A 22,014-nucleotide genomic window follows, 5' to 3' on the forward strand; every position below is an offset into this window, starting at 1 on the left:
CCTTTTTCTTGGAGTTTTTGTAGTATTTTTTGTGGTATTTTTTCAGTGTTTGGTGTTGTTGGTGTTGTTGGAGTTATTGGTTGGGTTTTGTTGTCTGGTTTTTGCGTTTTATTATCTTTCTTTTCGGAAGCTTCAATTACCGTCACATTGAATTCGTTGGCGTTTATTGTTGTGTCTTCGTTACTTGCATACACTCTTGCTGTTGTTGTGCTTTCTTTTTTTGCTATTATTGTTAGAATTTCTTGGTTTATTGCGTAGTCGTAATTTTTTGAGCTTGTGAAATCATAGAACAGTTTGTCTCCTTGGAAGTACTCTGTTAGGTTGTATGTTTTGTTTTGTCCTTTTTGTATTTCTGTATTTTCGAATTTTTTTGTTTGTTTTATTATGTCTTTTTGGAACTGTATTGTTATAGTTTCTAGGTATATTTCTCCTTCTTCTATTATTATGTGTATTTTTTTGAGATTTTGATTTGGTATTGGTTCTGTTATTTCGAATGTTGTGTTAAGTTCAGAACTTTGATTGTTGTTTTCTGCGGATTCTATCAGGAATGTCGTGCTTGTGTTGTTGTCTGTTTGGTTTGTTGTTAGTGTGGTTTCTTCTTGTTCTTTTGTGCCTGTTTCGTTTATTGTCGTGTTTGTGTTGTTGTCTGTTTGGTTTGTTGTTTGGTTTTCTGTCATTTTCGTTTCTGATGGTAATTCCAGTTTTATTGTTTTGTCTGTGTTTGTTTTTGTTGCAAATGCTGTGAGTTTTTGTTTTTCTTTGTATTGTGTTGTGTATATTGTGTGGTTTCCTATTTCAAATTCTGCTATTATTGTTGCTTTTGTTTTGTTGTTTATTTTGCCTTTTATTGTGATGCTTGTCACATTTTCTATGCTCAGAGGTATGTTGTCTGTTTGGTTTATTGTTCGGTTTAGTTCTAGTATTCCGTTTATATTTTCAAAGTATATTGTTTTTCCTGTGAGTGCTTCAGGCAGTATTATCGCTGTTGCAAACAGTATTAAGAATGTTAATCCTAGTAGTGCGAGTTCTATTTTTTTATTTTTTTCAAGGTATTTGTATTTTCTTAATTTATTTTTCATTTTTTAAGGTTTAATTTTTGCATTGTGCTGTTTGTTTTTTTTGCTTGTTTTATGTTGATTAGTCATTTATCTTCCTCATTTTCTAGTTCTTTTCTGATTTTTTCGAAAATTAGATTATAACAGTAAGAAGCCTTGTTCATTCCTAGTTTTTTTGCTCTTTTTTCTATTAGTTTATCTGCCTTTTCAGATACTGTTATTTTGATTTGTTTTTGTTTTGTCATGTTTTTTTCTATTTTCTTTTTTTTAGATTTATGAATTTAGAGTACTTAAATAAGGTCTTAATAAGTACTTTCATTTATTTTATTTAAATATTCAATATTTAAATGTTGTTTTTTTGGTCTTTTTTTGGTCTTGTAAATCGAAAGAATTTTGTTTAATGTCAATACAAACCTTTTTAAAGGCTCATCAATTCCCAAAAAACGTTGTAAATAAGACTTAATACGTCTTGCAACTTAACATCGCCTGAAAAGGGATTTTTCGAAGCTTTTTGCTTCTAAAGATTAATTCCAATAATAGGTGACTAAAACATCATCAAAAAATCATCATTAAAACAAGATGAGTGTTTACAAAACACAAATGATTCAAGCAATTTCAAATCGGATTTATGATTTGTATTTTGAATGAATTTGTAACACTAAGTAAATCTTGTAAGTTGATACTTTCGTTCAAAATCAAAAAATACACTAAAAAATATGTTCAGAGTTAAAAAATGGGAAAACCACAAAAACCAAGGTCCGGAAGCATGGGTGTTTGGCCCAGAGTCAGATCTAAAAGGCAATATGCAAGAGTCAGATCGGTTCCTATATTAAAAGAAACAAAACTTCTTGCATTTCCTGCATACAAAGCAGGTATGACTCACGTCATGGCTGAAGGTTCAGATAAAAATAAAAGAACTTCAAAAACTGTTTCTCAAGTTCCGGTAACAATTTTGGAATGTCCTCCAATAAAAATTGCAAGTATCAGATTATATGGAAAAAATGATGATGAAGAACTTGTCGTTGTAAATCAATTAAATTTCAAATCAGAAAAGGAACTTAATAGAAAAACTAACGTTCCAAAAAAAACATTTGCCACAACAGAAGAATTAGATAATATAGATACTGAAAATTTAGTTGATGTTTCTATCCAAATATATACTCAACCAAAAATTGCTAAACTTAAAAAAACACCAGAAATATTTGAGGTTAATTTAAGTGGTTCTATCAAAGAAAAGATTGCGTGGATAAAAGACCACGTGGATAAGCCAGTTTCTATTCAAGATGTTTTTAAAGAGGGTCAATTTGTTGATTCACATTCTATAACTACAGGAAAAGGATATCAGGGACCTGTTAAAAGATTCGGTATTGGACTAAAGAGCCACAAGTCTGAAAAAGGAGTAAGATCTGTAGGTTCCTTAGGAGGCTGGTCTGGACAAGCTCACGTTATGTATAGGGTTCCTCATGCAGGTCAAATGGGGTATCATCAAAGAACACAATTTAACAATTTCATTCTAAAAATTTCAGACAAACCAGAAGAAGTAAATCCTCAAGGAGGCATTGTGAACTATGGTTTGTTAAATACGAGTTATGTTCTTGTTCAAGGTTCAATACCAGGTCCTAAAAAAAGACTGATAACCTTGACAGAACCAATCAGACTAAATAACAAAAAGCCAGAATTTAATGTTCAAGGCATAAAAAAAATAAGTACAGCTAGCATTCAAGGAAGATAAACATGAATATCAAAATTAAAGGATTAAAAAATACAATTAAAGGCGAACTTGCTCTTCCAAATCAATTCAAAGAGCCAGTAAGAGAAGATCTAATAAAACGAGCCGTATTAGCAATCCAAGCAAATAGAAGACAAGCATATGGTGCAGATCCAGAATCAGGGAAAAATGTTTCTGCGCAATTAAGCAAAAGAAGAAGAAAATACAGGGGAACATATGGTATAGGACAATCAAGAACTCCGAGAAAAGTAATGAGTAGATCAGGAACAAGATTCAATTATACTGGCGCATTTGCACCTCAAACCGTTGGAGGAAGAAGAGCTCATCCTCCAAAAGCTGATAAAATATGGGATCAAAAAGTAAACAAAATAGAAAACAGAAAAGCAATAAGATCTGCATTGTCAGCAACAATAATTCCGGAACTTGTAAAAACAAGAGGACATAAGATCCCTTCAGACTATCCGTTTGCAATCTCAGATGAATTCAAATCATTATCAAAAACAAAAATTGTGAAAGAAGAACTAATAAATTTAGGATTCAAAGATGAACTTATAAGATCTGAAATTTCAAAAGTTAGAGCTGGAAAAGGAACTCTTAGAGGAAGAAGACATAAGAAAAAAGTAGGCGTTCTAATCGTGACTGATACACAATGCGATTTGATTAAAGGCGCAACAAACATTCCGGGAATAGATGTAATATTATTAAATAAACTAAATACAGAAAACCTTGCTCCAGGTGCAGCGCCTGGCAGAGTGACTCTATTCACAGAATCCGCAATAAAAGCATTATCTGAAAAAAAACTATTTACAAAAGAATACAAATCAGAAGAAACAGCAGAAACAAAAGTCAAGAAAAAAAAAGAAATAAAACCAAAATCACTAAAACCATCAAAACCAAAAAAGGAAAATAAGAAAACCAAAGAAGTCAAAGAACCTAAGAAAATCAAGGAACCTAAAGACAATAAAGAAAACAAAAAAACATTATCTTCAAAAACTCAAACAAAAAAGGACAATGAGGCACAAGAATGAGTAAAGACAACGTAATAGAATATCCATTAGCAACAGAAAAAAGTATTAAACTAATGGAATCAGAAAATAAGTTAATATTCGTTGTGACCAGAACAGCAAACAAACAGCAAATAAAACAATCAATAGAAGAAGAATTTGATGTTAAAATAACAGATGTAAAAACATTAATGGATACAAAAGGAAGAAAAAAAGCATATGTCAAATTTTCAATGGAAACACCAGCAATTGACATAGCAACAAAATTAGGATTAATGTAAGGTGTAAATAAATGGGAAAAAACTTAATTCAGCAAAGAAGAGGAAAAGGATCAGGAAGATTCAGAAAACCAGTCTTCAGATTTAAAGGCGAAATAAAAATGCTGAAAAAAAACACATATACCGTAAACAATTTAGTTAGATGTCCGGGACACTCAGCACCACTAATTGAAGCAAAATATGACGACGGATCAAAATCCTTATTAATCGCTCCAGAAGGCGTGTGCTTAGGAGACCAATTCACAATAAACAACGGAGATATAAAAGCAGGAAACATACTAACACTAAAAGACATACCTGAAGGAACAAGTGTTTTTTGCATAGAAGGAAGACCTGGTGACGGAGGAAAATTCGTACGAAGTTCAGGAGCAAGCGCGAAAATAGTAAGTAAAACTCCAAAAGCAATAACATTAATATTGCCTTCAAAAAAACAAAAACTTTTCCATCCAGAATGCAGAGCAATGATTGGAGTGGCTGCAGGAGCGGGAAGAACAGAAAAGCCACTGATGAAAGCAGGCAAAAAACATCACATAGCAAAATCAAAGAATCAATATTATCCAATAGTGTCGGGTTCAGCAATGAATGCAGTAGCACATCCATTCGGAAATAAAAGAAGCTTAAGAAAATCAAAAGCAAAACCAACATCAAGAAATGCACCTCCAGGAAGAAAAGTTGGTATGATTGCAGCAAAAAGAACTGGAAGAAGGAAATAAGGTTAAAATAAAATGGCAAAAAAACAATTCACATACAAAGGAAAAACCCTTGAAGAACTTCAAGAATTATCCCAGAAAGAAGTTGCAGAATTACTTCCATCAAGACAACGAAGAAAACTAAAAAGAGGACTCTCTGATGAAGAAAAAGCTTTACTCATAAAATTAAACAAAAAAAGCACAATAAAAACACACTTAAGAAATATGATAATATTGCCTGAAATGGTAGGAAAAACAATTCAAATACACACAGGAAAAGAATTTCAAGCAATAATAATACAACAAGAAATGATAGGACACTATCTGGGAGAATTAGCATTATCAAGGAAAAAAGTAGGACACAGTTCACCAGGTGTAGGCGCAACAAAATCATCAGGAAACGTATCAGTAAGATAAAAATGGACAACAAATACGCATATAAGGAATTGAAAGAAAATATGGCTAGAGCACTAGTTAAAGATGCATCAATAAGCACAAAAACTTCAATAGAGATGGCAAAATTCCTAAAAGGAAAAACAACAGAAAAAGCAAAAACAATACTTAACAGAGTACTAGAGAAAAAAACAGCAATACCGTTCACAAGATTCACAAATGGCTTAGGACACAGAGCAGGCTCAGGAATAGGTACTGGAAGATTTCCTCAAAAGGCAACAGAAGAATTCCTAGATTTAATAAAATCAGTAGAAGCAAATGCTCAAGCAAAGGGACTTTCAACAAATCTAAAAATAATACATTTATTAGCAAACAAAGCAAGCAATCAATTCCACTATGGAAGACAACGAAGAAGAAAATACAAAAGAACACATTTAGAACTAGTTGTTGAAGAACAAGAAGAAACAAAACAAGATAATAAAAAAGCAAACAAAAAAGCAAAGCCAGCACAAAAAACTAGCACAGTAGAAAACAAAACTCCAAAATCAGCTTCGAGTTCAACTTCCAAAACTGAGAACAAAACAAAAATATCAGAACAAAAACAAAATTCATCAACACAAACTTCCGATAACAAAAAAGAAAATCTGTCCGAATCAAAAGAAAGCCCAAATGAAAAAAAAACTGAAGAATTAAAACAAGATAAAGAACTCAAGAAAAACACAGAACCAAACAACACTCCAAATACAGAACCAAAAATCACTGAAAAAAACACAGAGGATAAAAAATGATCGAAAGAAAATTTGTAGCTCAAAACATCAAAGAATTTGAAATAAAAAAATACTTATTCAACGAATTAAGTAGAGTAGGATTAAGCGATGTAAAACTACAAAGAACACCACTCGGAGAAAAAATAGTAGTGACAGCTTCAAGACCTGGCCTAGTAGTTGGAAAAGGAGGCTCAAACATCACAAGATTAACAAAAGAACTAAAACTAATATTCAAATTAGAAAACCCGCAAATAGAAATAGAAGAACTACTAGATCCAAGAGCAGACGCTTCAATAACTGCAGAAATGATTGCGAACTCACTAGAAAAATACGGACCTGCAAGATTCAAAGGCGTAGGACACAAAGCAATGAGCACAGTAATGTCCTCAGGAGCACTAGGTGTAGAAATACTAATAAGCGGAAAAATCCCGAGCAGCAGAGCAAAAACATGGCGATTCTACCAAGGATACTTAAAAAAATGTGGAGACATAAGCATATCAGGCGTAAATAATGCTCAACAAATAGCAAGACTAAAATCAGGAATCGTAGGAATACAAGTCACAATCATGCCAGGAACCACCAAACTACCCGATAAAATAGAACTATTAGATGAACCACAAACAATCATAGAAGAAGTGAAAACAGAAGAAACTAAAACAACAGAGAAAGAAAAAGAAAAAAAAGAAACAAAACAAAAAACAACCAAAAAGAAAGCAACAAAGAAAAAAACAACCAAAACAACAGAAGAAAATAAGGTTCCAAAATCAGAGAAAGAAAATCACAAAAACACAGAAGAATAAAAATGAAATCAAAAGAAATAAGATCACAAAAACCTGAAGAGTTCCCAAAAAAACTAAAAGAGCTGAAATCAGAGTTAATACAACTACAAGGACAAGCAGCAACAGGAACTCCACCAAAAAACCCAGGAAGAATAAAACAGATAAAAAAAATAATTGCAAGACTCAAAACAATACAGCACGAACAAGAACTAAAACAAAAATTGCAAGAAACCAAAACAAAATCCAAGGAGGAAAAATAAGTAAATGCCAGAAATCGATCCAATAACAGGCTTGCCCAAAGAACTAGGCGCTTGGGATAACATCACAAAAGAAAGTCAAAAAATCACAATAAAAATTATCAAGAAAAAATTCGGAAAAAAATACACTGTGGTTGAAGGAATAAACAAACACGAAGTCAACATAAAAGAAATCACAAAAAAACTAAAAAACAAATTCGCATGCGGAGGAACTGCCAAAGAAGGGCACATAGAACTTCAAGGCGACCACATGAAAGACATAAGAAAAGAACTGGTTACCCTCGGATTTGCACCAGATCAAATAGAAAAATAAAAACAATGAACAAACACCAACAAGAATACATCGGAAAAAAAATAGAAATAACAAAATCAAACGATAAACAACATCAAGGAAAGATAGGAAAAATAATAAACGAAACAAAAAACACATTCACAATACAACTAATCACAAAAAACAAAGAAAACAAAATCATAACAATACTAAAACAAAACAAAGAATTCAAAATCAATGAAAAAACAATAAACGGAAACAAAATAACAAAAAAACCAGAAGAAAGAATCAAAATCAAAACATAAAAAAATAAATTTTGATACCTCACAAGGTCTCAAGGGATGAAAAAAATGAACGAAAAACCACTAAGCATCAGAGGAAGAAAATTCACAGGCACAGTAGTAAGCGATAAAATGAGCAAAACAGTCACAGTAGAATGGGAAAGAAGAAAATACGACCCAAAATATGAAAGATACGAAAAAAGAAAAACCAAAGTAAAAGCTCACAACCCCGAAAACATAAACGCAAAAACAGGAGACAAAGTAATAATAGCAGAAACAAGACCTATATCCAAAACAAAAAATTTCATAGTACTAAAAATAATACAAAACGAAGAAGAAAACTGATAAAAAATGAAAAGTGTAAAAGCAACGATATCAAAAGCGCTCCCTCACGGAGCTGTATTAGGAACCTGCGATAACAGTGGCGCGAAAGTCCTAAAGGTTTTCGCTGTAAAAGGAAGAAAAACCATCAAAGGAAGAATGCCTGAAGCAAGAGTGGGAGACCTAGTACAAGCATCAGTAATAAAAGGAAAACCAGACATAAGAAAAACAGCAGTCTTAGCTGTAATAGTAAGACAAAAAAAAGAATACAGAAGACTAGACGGAACAAGAATAAAATTCGAAGATAACGCTGCAGTCGTAGTAAAAGACATCAAAGGCAATCCAAAAGGAACAATATTCAAAGGCCCAATAGCAAAAGAAGCATGCGAGAGATGGCCAGGAATCGCAAAAATAGCAAACATAATCATATAAGGAGAATAAAAAAATGAAAACAAAATTTTCAACAACGTGGAAACACAGCAAACAAACAAGAAAACAAAGAAAATACCTACATAACGCTCCACTACACATAAAACAAAAACTACAATCAACAAACCTAAGTAAAGAACTAAGACAAAAATATGGAACAAGAAACACAACTGTAAGAAAAGGAGACAAAGTCAAAATACTAAGAGGAAAATTTAAAGGCCAAGAAACAAAAGTAGAGGAACTAAACCTAAAAACAGGAAAAATCTACTTAACCAAAATAGAAATAACAAAAAAAGATGGCTCAAAAACAAGAGTTCCACACAGGGCAAACAACCTACAAATAACAGAACTAAACCTCGACGACAAAAGACGAAAACAAAAACTACTTCAAAACACACAAAACTCAAAATCAAAAACCCAAAAAAACGAGAAAACAAGCACAACAAGCACAAAACAAACTGTTACAGAGGGAAAATAAAATGGTCAAAAATCACATGAAAAGACTAACCATGCCAAAAACATGGAGAATACTAAGAAAAAACACAACATTCATAACTAGACCAAAGGCTGCGGGTCATACACAAGAAATGGGAATATCACTAAACACATTCCTAAAAGAAATGACCAACACAACCGCAACAACAAAAGAAACAAAATACTTACTAACAAAACAAGAAGTACAAATAAACGGAAAGAGAAAAAGAAACCACAAACAACAAGTAGGATTCTTAGACCTAATAACAATACCAAACACAAATAAAACTTATAGAATAATCATAGACAAAAAAGGAAAACTATCTGCAAAAGAAATACAAGGCGACGAAACCAAAAAAACATTTGCAATAATAAAAAACAAAACCACAAACAAAAATGGAAAAACACAAATAAACACACTAAGTGGAATGAACATCTTAGACAATACAGAAAAAATAAACGAATACAAAACAGGAGACACACTAATAATAAAACTACCAGAAAAAAAAATTGAATCCTGCATAAAAAGAGAAAAAGGAAATCTAGCCTTAATCTACACAGGAAAACACGCAGGAAAAACAGGCACAATAGAAGAAATAACCGACCAACACATAAAAATAAAAACCAAAGACGAAACAATACAAACAAAAAAATCATACATAATCATGATAGGAAATAAAAAACCAGAACTAACAATCGAAGCATAAAAATGACAGAAAAAAACCCGATGAGGCAAATAAGGATAGAGAAGGTCACCTTAAACATAGGTGCAGGGAAAGACCAAAAAATCTTAGAAAAAGGACAGAAATTAATCAAAAACCTAACAGGAATAGACCCAATAAAAACAATAACACAAAAAAGAATACAAGGATGGGGACTAAGAGTAGGGCTTGCAATAGGAACAAAACTAACACTTAGAAACGAAGATGCACAAAAAATAATACCTAGATTACTAAGCGCCAAAGACAACACACTAAAAGAATCCAGTTTTGACAAAAACGGAAACATAAGCTTTGGAATACCAGAATACATAGATATAGAAGGCGCAAAATATGACACAGAAATAGGAATGATGGGCTTACAAGCCACAATAACCCTAAAAAGACCAGGATATAGAATAAAAAACAGAAAACTGCAAAACAAAAAAATACCTCAAAAACACAGAATACACAAAGAAGAAGCAATACAATTCATGAAAGAAACATTCAAAACAAAAACAGGTGACGAAGAATGACTCAAGCAGATCACACTAAAGTATTAAAACAAATACAAAAAAAACCAGGAAAATACGCTAAATACAAAAAATATAGTATACCAAAAGAAAGAGATCAAGGAAAATACAAAAAAAGATGCAGAATGACCGGCGCAACAAGAGGAGTAATACACAAATACGGAATCAACCTTTGCAGAAAAACATTCCGGCAATTCGCAACAAAATTAGGATTTAAAAAATATTCATGAGGCTAAAAAAATGACACTAAACGATCCACTAGCAAATGTACTAAGTCACATATATAACTACGAAAAACTAGGCAAAAAAGAAATGACCACTAAAAACAACTCAAAACTAATCAGAAATGTATTAAAAATAATGCAAGAAGAACACTTAATAGGAAGTCATGAAGAAATAGAAGATGGCAAAGGAAACATACTAAAAATAAATCTTCTTGGCTCAATAAACAAATGCGGAGTAATAAAACCAAGATTTAAAACAAAATACGACGAATTTGAAAAATACGAAAAAAGATTCCTACCCGCAAAAGATTTTGGAATATTAATAATATCAACAAGCCAAGGTCTAATGACTCACAAACAAGCAAAAGAAAAAGGTGTAGGCGGCAAACTAATAAGTTATGCATACTAAAAATAAAAGATTAAAATGAAAGAAAACAAGCAAGAAGTAACAATTGAAATGCCTGAAGACTGTCAAATAACCATGACAGGAAAAATCCTAAAAGTAACAGGACCAAAAGGAGAAAACCAAAGAAAACTAGCAGACATACACATGAACATAAAAATAGAAAACAAAACAATCACTCTAAGCTACCAAAAATCAGGAAAAAAACAAAAAGCACAACTACACACAACAAGAGCACACATAAAAAATATGATCAAAGGAGTAAAAGAAGGATACAACTACAAACTAAAAATATGCTCAGGACACTTTCCAATGAACGTAGCACTAAAAGGAAACATATTCGAAATTAAAAATTTCATAGGAGAAAAAGTACCTAGAACAATCAAAATAAAAGAAGGCGCTAAAGTCAACATAAAGGGAGACACAATAGAAGTAGACGGAATAAACAAAGAACTAGTAGGACAAACAGCCGCAAGTATAGAAAAACTAACAAAAAGACCCGGATTTGATAAAAGAATATTTCAAGACGGAATATACATAACCGAAAAAGACGGAAAAAAAATAGCATAATTACAAGGATGAGAAAATGAAACCAAAAAAATTCCTAAGAAAAGACACTCACAAAAAAACAAAAGTAGGTATGAAATGGAGAAAACCAAAAGGACTCCAAAATAAAAAAAGACTGCACGTCAAAGGACACGCAGCAACAGTCAAACCAGGGTATGGAACAGAAAAAACCAAAAAAAACACAAACAAACAAGGACTACTAATAGTAAGCGTAAATAAAATAGAAGAGTTAAAAACAATAAATCCTAAAACTCAAACAATAACAATACCCAACTTAGGAAGAAAAAACAAAACACAAATAATTGAAGAAGCAAAAAAACTAAACATCACAATACAAAACTTAAACCTAAAAAAATACGAAGAAAACACAAAACAGAAACAGAAACAGAAACAAGAAACCGCAAAACAAAGAGAACAAAAACTAAAAGAAAAGCAAAAACAAGACAAAGAGAACAAGAAAAATACAGAATCAAAAACTCAAACCACAGAAAACAAAACAGAAGAAGACAAAAAAAAGCAACAAAAAGAAGAACAAGATAAAATACTAACAAAAGCAAAGTGAAAATAAAATGAAAATCCAAAAAAGACTAGCATCACGATTAATGAAAGCATCCTCTAAAAGGATAAAATTCGCAGCAGACAGACTAGCAGACATAAAAGAAGCAATAACCAAAACAGATATAAGACAATTAATAGATGAAAAAGCAATCACAAAACAAAACGAAAAAGGAATAAGTCGAAGCAGAGCAAACAAAATAAAAAAACAAAAAAGCAAAGGAAAACAAAAAGGTCCTGGAAGCAAAAAAGGAAAAAGAACTGCAAGACTACCAAAAAAAGAAGAATGGATGAACAAAATAAGATCGCAAAGACAACTAATAAAACAACTAAAAGATAACGAAAACATAACACAAGAAACATACAGAGAAATATACAAAAAGTCAAAAGGCGGATACTTCAGAAACAAAAGACACATTAAACTATACTTAGAAGACCACAATTTATTCCAACAATCCAAATCCAAACCAAAAAAACAACAATCAACAAACAAAAAAAATACAAAAAGTGAATAATCATGGCATCAAAAACAACATACACAGTACAGTACAGAAGGAAAAGAAACGGAAAAACAAACTACAAAAGAAGATTAGAACTACTTAAAGGAAGACAAAAAAGACTAATCGTTAGAAGAACAAACACACAAATAATAATGCAAATAGCAACATATAATCCAGATGGAGATAAAATACTACTAACAACAGGAAGTGCAGACCTCAAAAAAACAGGTTGGAAACATGACACAAAAACATTACCTGCAGCATACTTAACAGGACTAATACTAGCAAAAGAAGCACAAAAACACCAAATAACAGAAGCAATACTTGACCTAGGGCTTCAAACACCAAAAAAAGGAAACAGAATATACTCCGCGCTGAAAGGAGCAATAGACGGCGGACTAAAAATACCAGCCTCAAAAGAAATATTCCCCTCAGAAGATCGAATAACAGGAAAACACATAGCACAACATAATGAAAAAGCAAAATCAATACAAGAAGACTTCGAAAAAACAAAAAAACAAATACTAAACTAAAAAAAATCCGAGTGATCAAGCATGCCTAAAAAGAAAATAACAAAAAAAAATGAAGATTTAGAAGAACAACCAGAAGTACTAGAACCAATAGACGAAGAATCGCCTAAAGTAGAAAAAATAGAAACAAATATTGTAGAAAACTGGACTCCCAAAACGGAACTAGGCAAAAAAGTAAAATCTGGAGAAATCACAAACATAGACCAAATAATAGATTCTGGAAGAACAATTTTAGAACCAGAAATAGTAGACTCACTACTACCAGAATTAGAATCAGAATTACTACTAATAGGACAAGCTAAAGGAAAATTTGGCGGCGGCCAAAGAAGAATATTTAGACAAACACAAAAGAAAACAAGAGAAGGAAACAAACCAAAATTCACAACAATGGCAGTAGTAGGAAACAAAAACGGATATATAGGCCTAGGACTAGGAAAAAGCAAAGAAACAGTTCCCGCACGAGAAAAAGCAATAAAAAACGCAAAACTAAACATATTCAAAATCAGCAGAGGATCAGGTAGCTGGGCCTCAAACAGCAAAGAACCAACAAGCATACCATACGCAGTACAAGGAAAAGTAGGCTCCGTACAAATAAAACTAATGCCAGCACCCAAAGGAAAAGGCTTATGCGTAGAAAAAGAATGTGCAAAAATACTAGCACTTGCAGGCATAAAAGACATTTGGGCAAAAAGTCAAGGGCAAACAAAAAACAAAATAAACCTCATCAAAGCATGCGAAAAATCACTAAAACAACTAATCAAAACAAAAACAAGACCCCAAGACACAGAAACATTAAGCATACAAGAAGGAAGACTGAGGCTAGAACAAAATGAGTGAAGAAAAAAACAAACAGAACCCAGAAAAAACGGAAAAGGTTCAAAACACACAAAAACAAAGTTCAAAAAACAATACCCAAACAGGAGAAGAATACGCAGTATTGCTAGTTAGAGGTCTAATAAACGTAACATACGAAGTTAAAGACACCCTAAAAATGCTAAACCTACAAAATCAAAACCAACTAACAATAATACCAAAAACTAAACAAACAGAAGGAATGCTAAAAAAAACAAAAGACTACATAACATACGGAGAAATAAACCAAGAAACTAAAAAACTCCTAAACGAAAAAAGAAAAACAAACAAAAAATACTACGCACTACACCCTCCAAGAGGAGGATTTGAAAGAAAAGGAATAAAAACACCATTCACAAAAGGTGGAGTACTAGGATACAGAAAAGAAAAAATCAACGAACTAATCAAAAAAATGCTATAAAAAATTAAAAATGTCAAACGAACATAAATATCAATATTCATCAAGCCCAACAAAAACAATAGATTTTAACTACGAATTAAGAGGATAGTAAAAAATGGTTCACAATAAAAGAAGCAAACTAAGCAGAGCAAGAGGAAGCTGGACTCACGGTGGCGGCGAAAAGAAAAAAAGAAGAGGCGCTGGACACAGAGGAGGCAGAGGAAAAGCAGGATCCGGAAAAAAAGGAGACGCAAAAAAAACAATGTACTGGAAAGACACCAAATACTTCGGAAAATACGGCTTTCATCCAATAAACCAAAAAACAACAACCACAATCAACATATCAGACCTAGAACTTCAAAAAGACAAATTATTAAATAACGGGCAAGCAACAAAAACAGGAGACACAATAAAACTAGACTTAACAGCTCTAAAATACACAAAATTACTCGGTGCTGGAAAAACAAAAACAAAATACGAAATAACAGTTTTAGAAGCATCAAAAATAGCAATAAAAAAAATAGAAGAAGCAGGCGGAAAAATAAATCTTCCAAACGCTTAAAAAAAAGGAACGGTAAGAAAAAATGTCTTTCTTAGACAACTTAATAGCGGCACTCCCCGAAGTCAAACCACCAACACAAAAAAAATTAGCATTCTCAGAAAAAGTTAGATGGACCGCCATAATCCTGGTCCTGTTCTTCGCATTAGGCCTAGTACCCGTATATGGTCTAGGACAAAATACACTAGCACAATTCGAATTCTTATCAACAATACTAGGAGCGAGCTTCGGATCACTAGTAAGCCTAGGAATAGGCCCGATAGTTACTGCAAGCATAGTACTTCAATTATTAAACGGCTCAGGACTAGTAAAATTTGACTTAAGCTCGGAACAAGGAAAAAGAAGATTTCAAGGACTTCAAAAACTACTAAGCGTGTTTTTCATAATTCTAGAATCCATAATATTTGTAATAACAGGAGCCCTTGGAGCACAACCAGGCATGACAGAAATAGTAATTCTACAAATAATTATTGGGGGATTATTCATACTATTCATGGACGAAATAGTAAGCAAATATGGCTTTGGATCAGGAATAAGTCTCTTTATAGCAGCAGGAGTAAGCCAACAAATATTCTTACAATTATTCAACCCACTAACAAGCGAAGCAGCAAGCATACCATCAGGACACATAATAGCAATACTATCCGCACTATTCACACAAACAGGCACAGACGTAATATTATCAAGCTTCACAATAATATTGGCAACTGTGATAATATACTTAATAGTTGTATATGTTCAAGCAATGAAAGTAGAGATTCCTTTAAGTTTTGGAAGAGTTGCAGGACACGGAATAAGATGGCCACTAAACTTCTTATACGCAAATGTAATACCAATAATCTTAGTATCCGCACTTATAGCAAATTTTCAATTATTAAGCCAAATGTGGCCTACACTACAACCAATATTTAACTGGATACAAGCCCCAAATATACTCCAAGCAGCATTTGACGGACAACTTTTTAGTGCAGGCTCATTAACAATCATAGGACAAGCAGCAATATACATGGTAATCTATATGGTAGGCGCTACAGTATTTAGTATATTTTGGGTTCAAACCTCAGGCCTAGACGCAAGTAGCCAAGCACAACAAATGATAAATTCAGGATTACAAATCCCTGGTTTCAGGCGGGACAAAAGAGTGCTAGAAAGAATGCTCAAAAGATATATAACTCCCTTGACTGTAATGGGTGGAATAAGCATAGGAATACTGGCAACCCTAGCAGACCTAACAGGAGCAATAGGAACAGGAACAGGCCTCTTATTAACAGTAATGATAATATACAAGCTATATGAAGATATCGCAAAACAACATATGTACGACATGAACCCATTGATGAAAAAATTCATGAAATTCTAAATTTATAGTTACGCATATACTACTCATTGTGGGTGCGCGCTCAAAAATTCGCTTAGCACAAGTAAAATTTAAATCTGGGAATGCAGCTGTCAGGATTCAGAAAAAAGAAGACAAAGTAAGATCCCTTAACAAAAATTTTCATTTCACGAAGTTCTAACTTTCTAATTCACTTCATTACTTTTCTAACAATAACGTACAATATGATAAGCAAAATCAAAATAATAATTCCAGTCACAAAAAAACCCAAGCTATAAGATTCAACCATCAAAAAACCGACAGAAAAAATAATAATAGTATCAAAAAGTTTTCTGATCTGCTGCTTTATAGAAAGCATAGTTGCCTTAAATCGCTTGTTCACAAGAAAATTATCAATATAATACTCTTCTATTAAAGACATCCTACCAAAATAATAACCCATAAGCAGAGCAAATATTGCCGCAACAAAATAAGGATTAGTGATTTGAGATGCAAAAATAATTAATCCAGGAAAAACAAATATTTCAATCAACATTAGTCTTTTTATAGGGATTTTTTTCAAAAGCTTCAGATTATGTCCTACTAAAAACCATATTATTCTCGAAACACCCATAATGCTCCCAATAAAAATAACTGGCATTCCTAAGCTTTGAACAAATGGCTCTTTGTAGGGCGTCAAACCAAACAATAAACCACCAAGCAAACCGAAAAATATTGAAGTTAGATAAAAACCAGTTCCTTTGAATTTTTTTAATTGAGACAAAATATTTTCTCCTTTTTTATCTTCAACACAATATTTTATTACAGGAGTAAACAATGTGAAACTAAGCAACAACCCTAAAACATCAAGCATTAAATAAGCCATAATAGGCATCACAATGGAAATCTCAGTCAAAAAAGGTAATGAAAGAATCATTACAGCAGAAGCCAACGAAACATTAGCATCAATCTTCCCATGAAGAACTCCGTACTCTTTCTCTCTTTTAAGACCAATCAAAGTATTATGCAAAAATGCACTATAAGTCCCTGAAGAAAAGGCAAAACCCAATGCAATAAATGACGATCCTAAGATAAAATAAATAAGAGAATTTCCCAAAACAAACAACAAACTCGAAGTAAGCATGAATATTTTTCCCAGAATTATTGTCTTTTTATGACCAAACAAATCAGCAACATAACCGGAAGGAATCTCTGCAAGGAAACCAACTAACCAACCAATACCAACATATAAACCAATCTGCTGAGCAGTTGAATCCGGTAATGTCAGAAAATAAATAGAGAGAATAGGAATATAATTCCTTCTGTTACATAACTTGATAAGAAAAAATTTCCAGATATTAGATTTCAATTTTTCATCCATAAACAAGCAATCGAAAGAATTATTTATAATGTTGTCGAATAAAATCACAGCCAGGGATAAACACTCAAAAACCTTATAAATGGTTAAACATTCTAAAACGAAATCAAAGGGTTAAAAAATGGTTTTAGAAACAATATTAAATATGGATTATTGGTTACTCATAGTTATTCTTTCGTTAATTGTAACTCTTATTTCTACACTTACATACAAATATACAACTGATCAAAAGAAAATAAAGCAACACAGAGCAGACGTTAAAAAACTCCAAAAAGAGATGAAATTATACAAAGACGATCAGAAAAAAATGTTAAAAACACAACAAGAAATGATGTCTAAAAACATGGATTTAATGAAACAAAGCTTTAAGCCAATGCTTTATACATTCATACCTTTGCTTTTAATATTAAGTTGGATGTCCTCAACACTCGCATTTGAACCAATACAACCAGGAGTTCCTTTCGCGATAACGGCAACTTTTGATGAAAACTACATGGGAACACTAAATGAAACAAAACTAACAGCAGACAAAGCAATAAAAATGAAATTAGACAATGATTTTCAACCTGATGGCAAACAATTAAGATGGATTATAAATGCAGAGGAAGAGGGAACCTACAACTTCTTAATAGAAGGCGAGAGCTTTAAGGAAACAAAAGAAGTATTAGTAACAAATAGTAAAAAATATGTTTCTCCAACACAAACATATTCTGGTCAATTAGAAAAAATTGAAATAAGTAACAAAAAAGTAAAGCCTTTCCAAGGACTCCCCATAATAGGCGGGTTAGATTGGTTATGGAGCTACATTTTACTATCTGTAGTTATGAGTATAGGTCTAAGAAAACTACTAAAAATCGCATAATTTTCTTAAAAAAAGAATTGTTCTTTAAAAAATAATGTGCGATTAATTATTGTGCGTAATTATTGCGAATAAGAATCCTAAAATGTAGTAAAATAATATAATCACAATAAAAAAATGATGACTTTTGACAAAGTAACTAAATAAGAACACAAAAAATACGGTTAAATCAAAGAAAGAGAAAAAACTCATAAAAAAGCAAAAAGTAAAATAAAGAGAGTTAATACTTAAAAATTTCTATAGCTATTAATAGATAAATGTAACTTCTTATGAATCTGGACAAATTGATAATTATAGCATCACACAATAAGCTTTATAAATAGACATTCTTTCCCAAAATGTATGCAACACAAAACTAAATCAAGAACGTTTAGAAGAGTTAAGGTAAGAGTTGTTTCAGGTACAAAGACCTCTTATCAAAGAAAGAAACCTTCTGCACCTACTTGTCCAGAAACTGGTCAAAAACTCAAAGGAGTTCCAAGAGCACTTCCTTTTGAGTTAAAGAAGATGCCTAAATCAAGCAAGAGACCAGAAAGACCTTATGGTGGTGTGTTGTCTTCAGAAGCTACAAGAAAGCTAATGAAAAATAAAGCAAGAAATTTAGAATTATAGACCTGCTTTTGCGGTGACGCAGAAGATTTCTAAAGGGTCAAAAGGTGATGAAAATGATGAATGTCGGAAGAGTTTGTATGAAAATAGCTGGAAGAGATGCAGGACAATTATGCGTCATAATAAATGAGATAGATGATTCTTTTGTATTGATTGATGGTCAAACAAGAAGAAGAAAATGCAATGTAAAACATTTGGAACCAGTAGATACTTTGCTTGATATTAAAAAAGATGCTTCAACAGATGAAGTTATTAAAGCGTTTAAAACGTTAAATGTTGAAGTTAAAAAAACAAGTCCAAAAAAATCAACTAAAAGACCTAAAAAACAGAAAATAAAGAAAGAAAAACAACCCAAACAAACTAAAGAGATGAAGAAAGCCTCAAAAAAGACAGAATCAACAAAGAAACTAGCTAAAAAAGAAGAAACTAAAGAAACGGAAGCTGAAAAAGAAGTTAAAAAAGAGCTTTCTGGCGGCAAAAAAGAAAATTAATTTTTTATGTTCTTTTTTGATTACTTTGTTTGTTTGCATATTCTGCTGCTTGTTCTCTTAGTGTTTGTCCACTTATCAAATACTCTTCGAACTTAATATTCAATGCTTTGTTTGTAAAGAAAACATCTTTTTGGTTGTTTGCAGATTCCGCACGATAAAGTAGTCTGCTTAGTTGCATGATTTCTTCAAATATTTTGTTATCTATAACCGCGTTTTCTTTTATCTGGTAAAATTTTGTTTGAAGTGTTTGCTCAGTGTTAGGCAAGCTTATTATAATTTCTAGGGGTTTTAGTTTTTCTTCGAATTGAGCAACTTCTTCTGTGACATTTAAATCTTTCAAGTCTAAATTGTATGTGTCGTATAGTGAATTTTCATCAGACGGTATGTGTTTTGTAATTTCTAATTCTGGGCTTATTCGCATCTTAGCTAATTTTGCTAAAATGTTTTTTATATCACATTCATACCCTTTATGCTGCATATTTTCTTGTACATAATCTATGATTGTTCCCAAATATTTCTCTGCAAAATTTTCTTCGAATCGGAATTCCATAAGTTGTTCTTCTTGTTGCATATGAACCACCTTAAAGGGCACTTAAACTGATAGACTATAAAAAACTTTCCATTTTATTCACTTTTGAATGGTAACATACGCAAACATTTATAAATGATAACGCATTTCTCTTTTTATCAAAATTAATAATAAAGGTGATGTATAAAATGCTAGTAAAACAAGACTTTTTGAACAAACTTAAAGATTTCGGAATAAATAGCTATGAAGCAAAAATATGGACTGCTCTTTTGTCAAGAGGCGTTAGTACTGCGGGAGAACTCTCAGACATAGCTAATGTGCCAAGAAGTAGAAGTTATGACGTTTTAGAATCTTTAGAAAAAAAAGGTTTTGTCGTAATGAAAATAGGAAAACCAATAAAATACATCGCAGTACCACCCGAAGAAGTTCTTGATAGAGTCAAGAAAAATGTAAGAGAAGAATCTGAAAGGACCGTAAAACAAATAGATACAATCAAAGATTCAGAAATATTAAACGATTTAATACAGCTTCACCAAAACGGGGTTGAAATGGTAGACCCAACAGATCTTTCCGGCGCTGTAAAAGGAAGAGATTCACTTTATGATCACATAAACATGATGATAAAAGAATCAGAAGAATCTCTTGTAATAGTAACAAGCGAGGAAGGATTACTAAGAAAAGCAGACATTTTACTAAAAAATTTAAAAAAAGCAAAAGCTAAAGGAATAAAGATAATGATTGGAGCACCAATAAAAAAAGAAACTCCTGAAATAAAAGAACTAAAACAAATAGCAGAAATAAGAAATATAAATATCAATGCAAGATTTTGCATCTCTGATAACAAATCAGTCCTTTTCATGCTAGCAAATGATGCCGAAGTACATCCTACATACGATGTTGGAATTTGGGTAAACACCCCTTTGTTTGCATCAGCACTTCAACAGTTATTCGAGTTAGCTTGGAAATCCATAAAAATAAAAGCATAATTTTTAAGAAAGAATGTTCGAATCAACTAAATATTTCAAAGATGAAAATTTAAATAAGGATCATATTTCTAATCTTAAAAAAATTATTGATGAAAACTACGATAAACTTCTAAATTTTATTTCACCTACTGATTTAAACAAACCTTTTAATAAAATAAATCACTGGTCCCTAACGGACCCTATTAAAAGAATAGACAATATAATGGATGATTTAGCTTCTGAATCTATATATTATATATCAAAAAACAAGAATTCTTTCGATCTTAGTGATAATGTAAAAATAATTAGTTTAATATCTAATTTAGCAGATGAATTAAAACCTTATCTTAAAAAACTAGATACGCCTAAAGAGTTATCTCCTAGAATAATTTTCACAGAAAAATTATGTGGTGTATATGAACAAAAAATAATTAATATGTTAGACAGTTACAAGTAAACTGTTTTTAGAGTGTGTTCTATTAAGAATTAAAGAGTATAAATTTATAAATTTCGACTCTTTTAAAACAAAAAAATTCAAATAATGTTTAAAATAAAGATATATTAACACATAAATTTAAAATTAAAGACTTCTTTCGTGTAGTTATGGACATAATCAGACTTAGAGTTGTAGGCACAAGCCACGTTGCAAAAGAATCACAAGATAAAATAAAAACTGCTTTCGCAGAATTCTCCCCTGACATAATCGCTATAGAATTAGACAGACAAAGGTTTTATGCTTTATCAAATAATGCTAAAAGTTCCCTCTCAATAACAGATATATCTCGTATAGGTATAACTGGGTTTATTTTTGCAATAATAGGTAAATTGGTGCAAAAGCATATAGGAAAACTGGTCGGTGTAATTCCGGGAGAGGAAATGCTCCTGGGCGCGAGATTGGCTAAAAATAATAAGCTAGCGTTGGCATTAATAGATCAAGAAGTTTCTATAACTTTAAAACTAGGAAAAGAAGTTAAATTTTCTGAAAAAATGAAAATTGTGTGGGATATATTGTCCGCTCCTTTTAGAAAACAAGAAAAGATATCTATTGATTTAAATAAAGTGCCATCGAATGAAATAATTGATAAGATGATGTTGCAACTGGAAAAAAGATACCCCGGGTTTCACAAAGTTTTATTAGCAGACAGAAATAAATTTATGGCAAAAAAATTATTTTTATTGCTAAAAAACAACCCTGATAAAAAAATATTGGCAATTGTTGGTGCAGGTCATGAAAAAGGAATGACTAGCTCTTTAGAGAAACTAGTAGCATCTAATCTGATTTAACCATCAGATTTATATATTATTTATCTAATTTAAGAA

Annotated in this window: 35 protein-coding genes; 31 read left to right on the forward strand and 4 right to left on the reverse strand. The window is 31.9% G+C overall.

The window, feature by feature from the left end; all coding sequences use genetic code 11:
* Nucleotides 1-1,079, reverse strand: a 1,079-nt coding sequence (locus K9L97_02115; GenBank protein MCF7871805.1) for a hypothetical protein, incomplete at its 3' end; no start/stop codon positions are given.
* A 62-nt stretch (nucleotides 1,080-1,141) separates the two neighbouring features.
* Nucleotides 1,142-1,300, reverse strand: coding sequence for a hypothetical protein (locus tag K9L97_02120; GenBank protein MCF7871806.1), 159 nt, complete (start codon nucleotides 1,298-1,300; stop codon nucleotides 1,142-1,144).
* Nucleotides 1,301-1,788: 488 nt separating this feature from the next.
* On the opposite strand from K9L97_02120, the gene rpl3p reads away from it, so the two are divergent.
* The 25 genes from rpl3p to secY all read left to right on the forward strand — a co-directional run bounded on the left by rpl3p (nucleotide 1,789) and on the right by secY (nucleotide 15,908).
* Complete coding sequence (gene rpl3p / locus K9L97_02125) at nucleotides 1,789-2,787, forward strand: 50S ribosomal protein L3 (protein MCF7871807.1); 999 nt, start codon at nucleotides 1,789-1,791, stop codon at nucleotides 2,785-2,787.
* 2 nt (nucleotides 2,788-2,789) lie between these two features.
* Nucleotides 2,790-3,812 (forward strand): 50S ribosomal protein L4, encoded by a 1,023-nt coding sequence (locus tag K9L97_02130; protein MCF7871808.1) that lies wholly within the window; start codon nucleotides 2,790-2,792, stop codon nucleotides 3,810-3,812.
* Nucleotides 3,809-4,069, forward strand: coding sequence for a 50S ribosomal protein L23 (locus K9L97_02135; protein ID MCF7871809.1), 261 nt, complete (start codon nucleotides 3,809-3,811; stop codon nucleotides 4,067-4,069). The genes K9L97_02130 and K9L97_02135 overlap by 4 nt, the downstream gene beginning before the upstream one ends.
* An 11-nt stretch (nucleotides 4,070-4,080) precedes the next feature.
* Nucleotides 4,081-4,779: a 50S ribosomal protein L2 gene (locus tag K9L97_02140; GenBank protein ID MCF7871810.1), complete on the forward strand. Its 699-nt coding sequence runs from the start codon at nucleotides 4,081-4,083 to the stop codon at nucleotides 4,777-4,779.
* 12 nt (nucleotides 4,780-4,791) lie between these two features.
* On the forward strand, nucleotides 4,792-5,172 hold the full coding sequence (locus K9L97_02145) for a 30S ribosomal protein S19 (protein ID MCF7871811.1): 381 nt from the start codon (nucleotides 4,792-4,794) through the stop codon (nucleotides 5,170-5,172).
* A 2-nt stretch (nucleotides 5,173-5,174) separates the two neighbouring features.
* Nucleotides 5,175-5,936: a 50S ribosomal protein L22 gene (rplV, locus tag K9L97_02150; GenBank protein ID MCF7871812.1), complete on the forward strand. Its 762-nt coding sequence runs from the start codon at nucleotides 5,175-5,177 to the stop codon at nucleotides 5,934-5,936.
* Nucleotides 5,933-6,715 carry a 30S ribosomal protein S3 gene (locus K9L97_02155; GenBank protein MCF7871813.1) on the forward strand — a complete coding sequence of 261 codons (783 nt, stop codon included), beginning with the start codon at nucleotides 5,933-5,935 and terminating at the stop codon, nucleotides 6,713-6,715. The genes rplV and K9L97_02155 overlap by 4 nt, the downstream gene beginning before the upstream one ends.
* A 2-nt stretch (nucleotides 6,716-6,717) precedes the next feature.
* Entirely contained in the window at nucleotides 6,718-6,954 is a 237-nt protein-coding gene (gene rpmC, locus K9L97_02160) for a 50S ribosomal protein L29 (protein ID MCF7871814.1), read from the forward strand.
* A 4-nt stretch (nucleotides 6,955-6,958) separates the two neighbouring features.
* Nucleotides 6,959-7,264, forward strand: a complete 306-nt coding sequence (gene yciH, locus K9L97_02165) for a stress response translation initiation inhibitor YciH (GenBank protein ID MCF7871815.1) — start codon at nucleotides 6,959-6,961, stop codon at nucleotides 7,262-7,264.
* 5 nt (nucleotides 7,265-7,269) lie between these two features.
* On the forward strand, nucleotides 7,270-7,527 hold the full coding sequence (locus K9L97_02170) for a ribonuclease P protein subunit (GenBank protein MCF7871816.1): 258 nt from the start codon (nucleotides 7,270-7,272) through the stop codon (nucleotides 7,525-7,527).
* Nucleotides 7,528-7,563: 36 nt separating this feature from the next.
* Complete coding sequence (gene rpsQ / locus K9L97_02175) at nucleotides 7,564-7,848, forward strand: 30S ribosomal protein S17 (GenBank protein MCF7871817.1); 285 nt, start codon at nucleotides 7,564-7,566, stop codon at nucleotides 7,846-7,848.
* 6 nt (nucleotides 7,849-7,854) lie between these two features.
* Complete coding sequence (locus K9L97_02180; GenBank protein ID MCF7871818.1) at nucleotides 7,855-8,256, forward strand: uL14 family ribosomal protein; 402 nt, start codon at nucleotides 7,855-7,857, stop codon at nucleotides 8,254-8,256.
* A gap of 13 nt (nucleotides 8,257-8,269) precedes the next feature.
* Nucleotides 8,270-8,731 carry a 50S ribosomal protein L24 gene (gene rplX / locus K9L97_02185; protein MCF7871819.1) on the forward strand — a complete coding sequence of 154 codons (462 nt, stop codon included), beginning with the start codon at nucleotides 8,270-8,272 and terminating at the stop codon, nucleotides 8,729-8,731.
* A gap of 1 nt (nucleotide 8,732) precedes the next feature.
* Nucleotides 8,733-9,434, forward strand: a complete 702-nt coding sequence (locus K9L97_02190) for a hypothetical protein (GenBank protein MCF7871820.1) — start codon at nucleotides 8,733-8,735, stop codon at nucleotides 9,432-9,434.
* Nucleotides 9,435-9,436: 2 nt separating this feature from the next.
* Entirely contained in the window at nucleotides 9,437-9,961 is a 525-nt protein-coding gene (locus K9L97_02195; protein ID MCF7871821.1) for a 50S ribosomal protein L5, read from the forward strand.
* Entirely contained in the window at nucleotides 9,958-10,188 is a 231-nt protein-coding gene (locus tag K9L97_02200) for a 30S ribosomal protein S14 (GenBank protein MCF7871822.1), read from the forward strand. Before K9L97_02195 ends, K9L97_02200 begins: the two co-directional genes overlap by 4 nt.
* Nucleotides 10,189-10,198: 10 nt before the next feature.
* A complete protein-coding gene (locus K9L97_02205) occupies nucleotides 10,199-10,591 on the forward strand; it encodes a 30S ribosomal protein S8 (protein ID MCF7871823.1) in 393 nt (130 codons plus the stop codon).
* A 15-nt stretch (nucleotides 10,592-10,606) separates the two neighbouring features.
* Complete coding sequence (locus tag K9L97_02210; protein ID MCF7871824.1) at nucleotides 10,607-11,155, forward strand: 50S ribosomal protein L6; 549 nt, start codon at nucleotides 10,607-10,609, stop codon at nucleotides 11,153-11,155.
* A 16-nt stretch (nucleotides 11,156-11,171) separates the two neighbouring features.
* On the forward strand, nucleotides 11,172-11,714 hold the full coding sequence (locus tag K9L97_02215) for a hypothetical protein (GenBank protein ID MCF7871825.1): 543 nt from the start codon (nucleotides 11,172-11,174) through the stop codon (nucleotides 11,712-11,714).
* A gap of 7 nt (nucleotides 11,715-11,721) precedes the next feature.
* Nucleotides 11,722-12,222 (forward strand): 50S ribosomal protein L19e, encoded by a 501-nt coding sequence (locus K9L97_02220; GenBank protein ID MCF7871826.1) that lies wholly within the window; start codon nucleotides 11,722-11,724, stop codon nucleotides 12,220-12,222.
* Between the two features lie 2 nt (nucleotides 12,223-12,224).
* Entirely contained in the window at nucleotides 12,225-12,740 is a 516-nt protein-coding gene (locus tag K9L97_02225) for a 50S ribosomal protein L18 (GenBank protein MCF7871827.1), read from the forward strand.
* A gap of 21 nt (nucleotides 12,741-12,761) precedes the next feature.
* Nucleotides 12,762-13,574, forward strand: coding sequence for a 30S ribosomal protein S5 (rpsE, locus tag K9L97_02230; GenBank protein ID MCF7871828.1), 813 nt, complete (start codon nucleotides 12,762-12,764; stop codon nucleotides 13,572-13,574).
* Nucleotides 13,567-14,010 (forward strand): uL30 family ribosomal protein, encoded by a 444-nt coding sequence (locus K9L97_02235; protein ID MCF7871829.1) that lies wholly within the window; start codon nucleotides 13,567-13,569, stop codon nucleotides 14,008-14,010. The genes rpsE and K9L97_02235 overlap by 8 nt, the downstream gene beginning before the upstream one ends.
* A gap of 94 nt (nucleotides 14,011-14,104) precedes the next feature.
* Entirely contained in the window at nucleotides 14,105-14,551 is a 447-nt protein-coding gene (locus K9L97_02240; protein ID MCF7871830.1) for an uL15 family ribosomal protein, read from the forward strand.
* 22 nt (nucleotides 14,552-14,573) lie between these two features.
* Nucleotides 14,574-15,908 carry a preprotein translocase subunit SecY gene (secY, locus tag K9L97_02245; GenBank protein MCF7871831.1) on the forward strand — a complete coding sequence of 445 codons (1,335 nt, stop codon included), beginning with the start codon at nucleotides 14,574-14,576 and terminating at the stop codon, nucleotides 15,906-15,908.
* 166 nt (nucleotides 15,909-16,074) lie between these two features.
* On the opposite strand, the gene K9L97_02250 is transcribed toward secY, so the two are convergent.
* On the reverse strand, nucleotides 16,075-17,244 hold the full coding sequence (locus K9L97_02250) for a hypothetical protein (protein MCF7871832.1): 1,170 nt from the start codon (nucleotides 17,242-17,244) through the stop codon (nucleotides 16,075-16,077).
* Between the two features lie 118 nt (nucleotides 17,245-17,362).
* Here K9L97_02250 and K9L97_02255 point away from each other — a divergent pair, with 118 nt between their 5' ends.
* The 3 genes from K9L97_02255 (at nucleotide 17,363) to K9L97_02265 (ending at nucleotide 19,200) form a co-directional block, all read left to right on the forward strand.
* Entirely contained in the window at nucleotides 17,363-18,103 is a 741-nt protein-coding gene (locus tag K9L97_02255) for an EMC3/TMCO1 family protein (GenBank protein MCF7871833.1), read from the forward strand.
* Between the two features lie 339 nt (nucleotides 18,104-18,442).
* Nucleotides 18,443-18,712, forward strand: coding sequence for a 50S ribosomal protein L34e (locus K9L97_02260; protein ID MCF7871834.1), 270 nt, complete (start codon nucleotides 18,443-18,445; stop codon nucleotides 18,710-18,712).
* A gap of 47 nt (nucleotides 18,713-18,759) precedes the next feature.
* Nucleotides 18,760-19,200 carry a 50S ribosomal protein L14e gene (locus tag K9L97_02265; GenBank protein ID MCF7871835.1) on the forward strand — a complete coding sequence of 147 codons (441 nt, stop codon included), beginning with the start codon at nucleotides 18,760-18,762 and terminating at the stop codon, nucleotides 19,198-19,200.
* A 4-nt stretch (nucleotides 19,201-19,204) separates the two neighbouring features.
* Here the strand turns inward: K9L97_02265 and K9L97_02270 are convergent, their stop codons facing one another.
* Entirely contained in the window at nucleotides 19,205-19,771 is a 567-nt protein-coding gene (locus K9L97_02270; GenBank protein MCF7871836.1) for a hypothetical protein, read from the reverse strand.
* Nucleotides 19,772-19,917: 146 nt separating this feature from the next.
* Between K9L97_02270 and K9L97_02275 the strand changes: the two genes are divergently transcribed.
* From K9L97_02275 to K9L97_02285, 3 genes are all read left to right on the forward strand, one after another.
* Nucleotides 19,918-20,715 carry a hypothetical protein gene (locus K9L97_02275; protein MCF7871837.1) on the forward strand — a complete coding sequence of 266 codons (798 nt, stop codon included), beginning with the start codon at nucleotides 19,918-19,920 and terminating at the stop codon, nucleotides 20,713-20,715.
* Nucleotides 20,716-20,728: 13 nt separating this feature from the next.
* Nucleotides 20,729-21,151, forward strand: coding sequence for a hypothetical protein (locus K9L97_02280; protein ID MCF7871838.1), 423 nt, complete (start codon nucleotides 20,729-20,731; stop codon nucleotides 21,149-21,151).
* 146 nt (nucleotides 21,152-21,297) lie between these two features.
* Entirely contained in the window at nucleotides 21,298-21,978 is a 681-nt protein-coding gene (locus tag K9L97_02285) for a TraB domain-containing protein (GenBank protein MCF7871839.1), read from the forward strand.
* Nucleotides 21,979-22,014: the final 36 nt, after the last annotated feature.

The organism is Candidatus Woesearchaeota archaeon, assembly GCA_021735165.1.
Lineage (GTDB): Archaea > Nanobdellota > Nanobdellia > Woesearchaeales > 21-14-0-10-32-9 > JAIPET01.

What these genes read in the sequence shown, in the direction of transcription:
- K9L97_02120 (MCF7871806.1), bottom strand. Translation starts at nt 1,300, where the DNA reads ATGACAAAACAAAAACAAATCAAAATAACAGTATCTGAAAAGGCAGAT.
- rpl3p (MCF7871807.1), top strand. Translation starts at nt 1,789, where the DNA reads ATGGGAAAACCACAAAAACCAAGGTCCGGAAGCATGGGTGTTTGGCCC.
- K9L97_02130 (MCF7871808.1), top strand. Translation starts at nt 2,790, where the DNA reads ATGAATATCAAAATTAAAGGATTAAAAAATACAATTAAAGGCGAACTT.
- K9L97_02135 (MCF7871809.1), top strand. Translation starts at nt 3,809, where the DNA reads ATGAGTAAAGACAACGTAATAGAATATCCATTAGCAACAGAAAAAAGT.
- K9L97_02140 (MCF7871810.1), top strand. Translation starts at nt 4,081, where the DNA reads ATGGGAAAAAACTTAATTCAGCAAAGAAGAGGAAAAGGATCAGGAAGA.
- K9L97_02145 (MCF7871811.1), top strand. Translation starts at nt 4,792, where the DNA reads ATGGCAAAAAAACAATTCACATACAAAGGAAAAACCCTTGAAGAACTT.
- rplV (MCF7871812.1), top strand. Translation starts at nt 5,175, where the DNA reads ATGGACAACAAATACGCATATAAGGAATTGAAAGAAAATATGGCTAGA.
- K9L97_02155 (MCF7871813.1), top strand. Translation starts at nt 5,933, where the DNA reads ATGATCGAAAGAAAATTTGTAGCTCAAAACATCAAAGAATTTGAAATA.
- rpmC (MCF7871814.1), top strand. Translation starts at nt 6,718, where the DNA reads ATGAAATCAAAAGAAATAAGATCACAAAAACCTGAAGAGTTCCCAAAA.
- yciH (MCF7871815.1), top strand. Translation starts at nt 6,959, where the DNA reads ATGCCAGAAATCGATCCAATAACAGGCTTGCCCAAAGAACTAGGCGCT.
- K9L97_02170 (MCF7871816.1), top strand. Translation starts at nt 7,270, where the DNA reads ATGAACAAACACCAACAAGAATACATCGGAAAAAAAATAGAAATAACA.
- rpsQ (MCF7871817.1), top strand. Translation starts at nt 7,564, where the DNA reads ATGAAAAAAATGAACGAAAAACCACTAAGCATCAGAGGAAGAAAATTC.
- K9L97_02180 (MCF7871818.1), top strand. Translation starts at nt 7,855, where the DNA reads ATGAAAAGTGTAAAAGCAACGATATCAAAAGCGCTCCCTCACGGAGCT.
- rplX (MCF7871819.1), top strand. Translation starts at nt 8,270, where the DNA reads ATGAAAACAAAATTTTCAACAACGTGGAAACACAGCAAACAAACAAGA.
- K9L97_02190 (MCF7871820.1), top strand. Translation starts at nt 8,733, where the DNA reads ATGGTCAAAAATCACATGAAAAGACTAACCATGCCAAAAACATGGAGA.
- K9L97_02195 (MCF7871821.1), top strand. Translation starts at nt 9,437, where the DNA reads ATGACAGAAAAAAACCCGATGAGGCAAATAAGGATAGAGAAGGTCACC.
- K9L97_02200 (MCF7871822.1), top strand. Translation starts at nt 9,958, where the DNA reads ATGACTCAAGCAGATCACACTAAAGTATTAAAACAAATACAAAAAAAA.
- K9L97_02205 (MCF7871823.1), top strand. Translation starts at nt 10,199, where the DNA reads ATGACACTAAACGATCCACTAGCAAATGTACTAAGTCACATATATAAC.
- K9L97_02210 (MCF7871824.1), top strand. Translation starts at nt 10,607, where the DNA reads ATGAAAGAAAACAAGCAAGAAGTAACAATTGAAATGCCTGAAGACTGT.
- K9L97_02215 (MCF7871825.1), top strand. Translation starts at nt 11,172, where the DNA reads ATGAAACCAAAAAAATTCCTAAGAAAAGACACTCACAAAAAAACAAAA.
- K9L97_02220 (MCF7871826.1), top strand. Translation starts at nt 11,722, where the DNA reads ATGAAAATCCAAAAAAGACTAGCATCACGATTAATGAAAGCATCCTCT.
- K9L97_02225 (MCF7871827.1), top strand. Translation starts at nt 12,225, where the DNA reads ATGGCATCAAAAACAACATACACAGTACAGTACAGAAGGAAAAGAAAC.
- rpsE (MCF7871828.1), top strand. Translation starts at nt 12,762, where the DNA reads ATGCCTAAAAAGAAAATAACAAAAAAAAATGAAGATTTAGAAGAACAA.
- K9L97_02235 (MCF7871829.1), top strand. Translation starts at nt 13,567, where the DNA reads ATGAGTGAAGAAAAAAACAAACAGAACCCAGAAAAAACGGAAAAGGTT.
- K9L97_02240 (MCF7871830.1), top strand. Translation starts at nt 14,105, where the DNA reads ATGGTTCACAATAAAAGAAGCAAACTAAGCAGAGCAAGAGGAAGCTGG.
- secY (MCF7871831.1), top strand. Translation starts at nt 14,574, where the DNA reads ATGTCTTTCTTAGACAACTTAATAGCGGCACTCCCCGAAGTCAAACCA.
- K9L97_02250 (MCF7871832.1), bottom strand. Translation starts at nt 17,244, where the DNA reads ATGGATGAAAAATTGAAATCTAATATCTGGAAATTTTTTCTTATCAAG.
- K9L97_02255 (MCF7871833.1), top strand. Translation starts at nt 17,363, where the DNA reads ATGGTTTTAGAAACAATATTAAATATGGATTATTGGTTACTCATAGTT.
- K9L97_02260 (MCF7871834.1), top strand. Translation starts at nt 18,443, where the DNA reads ATGCAACACAAAACTAAATCAAGAACGTTTAGAAGAGTTAAGGTAAGA.
- K9L97_02265 (MCF7871835.1), top strand. Translation starts at nt 18,760, where the DNA reads ATGAAAATGATGAATGTCGGAAGAGTTTGTATGAAAATAGCTGGAAGA.
- K9L97_02270 (MCF7871836.1), bottom strand. Translation starts at nt 19,771, where the DNA reads ATGCAACAAGAAGAACAACTTATGGAATTCCGATTCGAAGAAAATTTT.
- K9L97_02275 (MCF7871837.1), top strand. Translation starts at nt 19,918, where the DNA reads ATGCTAGTAAAACAAGACTTTTTGAACAAACTTAAAGATTTCGGAATA.
- K9L97_02280 (MCF7871838.1), top strand. Translation starts at nt 20,729, where the DNA reads ATGTTCGAATCAACTAAATATTTCAAAGATGAAAATTTAAATAAGGAT.
- K9L97_02285 (MCF7871839.1), top strand. Translation starts at nt 21,298, where the DNA reads ATGGACATAATCAGACTTAGAGTTGTAGGCACAAGCCACGTTGCAAAA.